The sequence below is a fragment of the Oleiphilus sp. HI0132 genome (assembly GCF_001635845.1).
The window spans coordinates 1-3,920 of the sequence record NZ_LWGJ01000702.1; the positions used below are offsets into that span (position 1 = coordinate 1).

The 3,920-nt window shown below is 47.7% G+C and carries 4 protein-coding genes; all 4 read left to right on the forward strand.

Annotated features, from left to right (window positions below; genetic code table 11):
- A partial coding sequence (locus A3766_RS29495) for a hypothetical protein (RefSeq protein WP_231882864.1) occupies positions 1-236 on the forward strand: 236 nt, incomplete at its 5' end.
- A gap of 35 nt (positions 237-271) precedes the next feature.
- Positions 272-1,051 (forward strand): twin-arginine translocase subunit TatC, encoded by a 780-nt coding sequence (gene tatC, locus A3766_RS08365; protein WP_068510193.1) that lies wholly within the window; start codon positions 272-274, stop codon positions 1,049-1,051.
- A 7-nt stretch (positions 1,052-1,058) separates the two neighbouring features.
- Positions 1,059-1,778 carry a 16S rRNA (uracil(1498)-N(3))-methyltransferase gene (locus tag A3766_RS08370; protein WP_068510498.1) on the forward strand — a complete coding sequence of 240 codons (720 nt, stop codon included), beginning with the start codon at positions 1,059-1,061 and terminating at the stop codon, positions 1,776-1,778.
- A 203-nt stretch (positions 1,779-1,981) separates the two neighbouring features.
- Complete coding sequence (locus A3766_RS08375) at positions 1,982-3,508, forward strand: IS91 family transposase (RefSeq protein WP_068552922.1); 1,527 nt, start codon at positions 1,982-1,984, stop codon at positions 3,506-3,508.
- The last annotated feature ends 412 nt before the right edge of the window (positions 3,509-3,920 follow it).

Here is a 3,920-nt window from a genome sequence, read left to right on the forward strand (position 1 = left end):
AAATAGATTTGAAAACTAGGGAACCTCTGAATATTTTAAATCATTTGTATTGCATGAGCAAGGATAGTCGGCAAAACAGGATGTACTTCTACGGAGTTGAAACGCTCAAAGAAGCTGAAGAGTTCGAGCCCTTACCAAGAGATGAGTATGACAAGCTGTTTCAGGCACCAAAAGAGCCTGATTCGTCAAAAGACCTTCAAAGCAATACGCAAAACGACAAGCCTAAGCAGTCATAACATGGCCTCCGTAATAAGCTAAGCATAGTAAAGACATGAGTAAGACTTCTGACAACGCAACTGAAAACGACACTGTAGTCGACCAAGGCCAGCCTCTAATCAGCCATCTGATAGAATTGCGCACACGCCTCCTGCGTTCTGTGCTTTGCGTTATATTGATCTTCGCAGGCCTTTACTATTTTGCCAACGATATCTACCTGATTGTCTCAGAGCCACTTAGGGTCTTTTTACCCGAAGGTAGCACCATGATCGCGACCGATGTCGCATCACCCTTCTTTACCCCCTTCAAACTGGCTCTAATGACGGCACTGTTTATATCAATGCCTTATGTGCTCTTTCAAATATGGGGTTTTATCGCACCTGCACTCTATGAGAACGAAAAACGGCTCGCCTATCCTTTACTGCTATCGAGCATAATATTGTTCTATCTCGGCATGGCATTCGCTTACTTTGTCGTCTTTCCTTTGGTGTTTGGCTTTTTCACCAGTGCCGCACCTGAAGGCGTCACTGTAATGACCGATATTAGTCGCTATCTTGACTTCATTCTAAAGCTATTCTTCGCATTTGGCTTAGCCTTCGAAATCCCAATCGCAACCATTATTTTGGTTGCGGCAGGTATTACCAGCTCAGCTAGCCTAAGTGAAAAACGCCCTTACATCGTGGTTGGTTGCTTCGTTATCGGTATGTTATTGACGCCTCCAGATGTTATTTCGCAAACTCTTTTAGCAGTTCCAATGTGGGCTCTCTTTGAAGTCGGAGTGCTGTTTTCAAAACTCGTCGAAAAGAAGCGCAACGAAGAACCTGTAAGCGAATAACAATTAGATGAACCTGCTACTGTTATTCCCCGAAAATATGCACAGCGAAACACTGGCTGAGATTTCCGGTCGTCAACTCGAACATATGCATGAGACTCTAAAGTCAAAAGTTGGAGATAACATACGCGTTGGCCTGCTCAATCAGCAAATTGGCCTAGCCACTATTACAGCTCTCACTACGGAGTCTGCCAAACTCGATATCGAGTGGCAAAAAGAAGCGCCCGCACCACTCCCCTTAACACTCATTATTGGTCTACCCCGACCAAAAATGTTAAAGCGAATCATTCAAACCGCCACAACAATGGGCGTGAAGAAAATCTATTTCCTCAATGCCTGGAAGGTAGAAAAGAGCTTTTGGCAAAGCCCCTGGCTAAGTGAAGAAAAAATTCTAGAGAATTGCATCCTTGGCTTAGAACAAGCTCAGGATACCGTGATGCCCGAAATTCATATCAAAAAGCGCTTCAAGCCCTTTGTTGAAGATGAATTACCTGCACTTTCCAAAGGTACACGCCAACTAGTCGCCCACCCTAGAGAAGAACAGGTCTGCCCACATCATCTCGAAGAAGCCTGCACCTTAATCATCGGCCCCGAAGGTGGCTTTACTGAGTATGAAGTAAACAAGCTCAAAGAAGCCGGTTTTGAAGGAGTTCATTTAGGCGAAAGAATTCTACGCGTAGAGACTGCCGTACCCGTATTGATCTCGCGTCTATTTGGGTCAACATTCTAGGGTAATTTTGTCCGCAAAACGGACCTTCATGACTGATCGATAAACAAGGATTTTTTGGCCAATATTGATCTGATCGGTTACTTCTGGAAAGTGAGATAAGCGGACATAACAGTTGGACTGTTTTTACAAAATTACGGCCAATATTCGCTAAGTGAAGCTTCTTCTATATGCTGTATGTATAAACAGTATCAAGGAGGATGCTCATGTCACCGGCAAGGAATGTCTGGGCGAGTCAAGCACCATACTATGAACGCCATCAGCCCGAAAAGACGCTCCTCTATCAATTGGTTCAGGAACATTATCCTGTCTTTAAGTCCTCGTTGGAGGGTCAGGGACAAAGCTTGCCTCGTTACGTTCAGAGAGAGTTCGAAGATTTTCTCCAATGTGGTCGGCTGGAATATGGCTTTTTGCGTGTCCGCTGCGAGGATTGCCATCATGAACGATTGGTGGCATTTAGCTGCAAGCGCAGAGGGTTCTGCCCCAGCTGTGGTGCCCGCCGGATGGCGGAGAGTGCCGCGCTCTTGGTGGATGAGGTGTTTCCCAAAGTTCCCATACGCCAGTGGGTGCTGAGCTTTCCCTTCCAGTTACGATTCCTGCTGGCTCGCCATCCAGAGCTGATGGGTAAAGTGTTAGGCATTGTCTACCGCACCGTCTCTACGCATTTAATTAGGCAGGCTGGTTTTACCAAGGCTACCGCACAAACCGGTGCAGTGACGTTGATCCAACGCTTTGGTTCTGCGCTCAACCTTAATGTCCATTACCACATGCTATTTCTCGATGGCGTATACGCCGAAGATACCTATGGCCAACGGCGGTTCCATCGGGTCAAGGCACCCACTCAACATGAACTCAATGCGCTCGTTAACACCCTCAGCCACCGGGTCGCTCGCTGCCTGGAAAAACGCGGTCTGTTGGAGCGAGATGCCGAGAATACCTGGTTGACGCTGGACGAGGAAGGAGGAGATGTACTCACGCAAATGCACGGTTCCTCGGTGACTTACCGCATCGCCACCGGCCCCCAGCAAGGGAGTAAGGTCTTCACCCTGCAAACCTTCCCTCATTGCGAAAGTGAGAAGCCAGGCTATGGCCAAGCGGCTAAAGTGGCAGGTTTTTCACTCCACGCCGGTGTGATGGCCGAAGGACATCAGAGGGATAAACTCGAACGGCTCTGCCGCTACGTTAGCCGACCCGCTGTTTCAGAAAAGCGCCTGGCATTGACCTCCAATGGACACGTTCGGTATGAACTCAAAACCCCGTATCGCAATGGCACAACCCATGTGATCTTCGAACCCATGGACTTCATGGCCAAGCTGGCTGCACTGGTACCCAAGCCGCGCGTCAACCTCACCCGATTCCACGGAGTCTTCGCACCGAACAGCAAACACCGTGTTCAGGTCACACCGGCTAAACGCGGAAAAAAGCCTGACAAACTAGAAGCAGCCGATACTGACTGGCTCGATAAGACCCCTGAAGAGCGGCACCATGCCATGACATGGATGCAGCGACTTAAGCGAGTCTTCAATATTGATATTGAGGTTTGCGAGCACTGTGGAGGGCATGTCAAAGTGATTGCCAGCATTGAGGATCCGGACATAATCGAGCAGATTCTTAAACATCTCAAACAGAAGGCGGCCAAAGCCGATACTAACCATCACAACCAGCCGCCAGAGCGAGCCCCACCACTGACTCCCAGCCTGTTCGGCCCATCGCAGACTCGTTTATTTAATTGACGCTCCTAAGCTCTCAATCCATGTACTGTCAGCCTTTGCGGCAGGCCGGTGGGGCAACTGTCGGCTAAAGATCCATTCGCCAGGCACTTTTCGGTCAAATCGACCAAAATACGACCTTCTTTGGGCGCTGTGAAGCTAAATTCCGGGGCTTAGGCAATAAAAATGAGCAGCAATTTCGGGTATGCTACTTCATCCGAAGGGTGAAAAGGTGCTTTAAACGTCCTATAGGCCCAATGCCGAATATTGAGAAAACCTTCCGGAAATATAATGCGTGCATGGCTGTTTAGGGAAATTATTAAGTATGTCTATTTTGTTTAAAATGGGCATCCAATTTATTTAAATTTCAATTTTCAGTAGTTCGATGATTTTGTTTTCTAGTGAGCTGCTGATTGGCTGTACAGACGATTGAAAA

Bases quoted from the DNA above. Each gene is read 5' to 3' on its own strand.
- tatC (WP_068510193.1), top strand. From the start codon at position 272: ATGAGTAAGACTTCTGACAACGCAACTGAAAACGACACTGTAGTCGAC.
- A3766_RS08370 (WP_068510498.1), top strand. From the start codon at position 1,059: ATGAACCTGCTACTGTTATTCCCCGAAAATATGCACAGCGAAACACTG.
- A3766_RS08375 (WP_068552922.1), top strand. From the start codon at position 1,982: ATGTCACCGGCAAGGAATGTCTGGGCGAGTCAAGCACCATACTATGAA.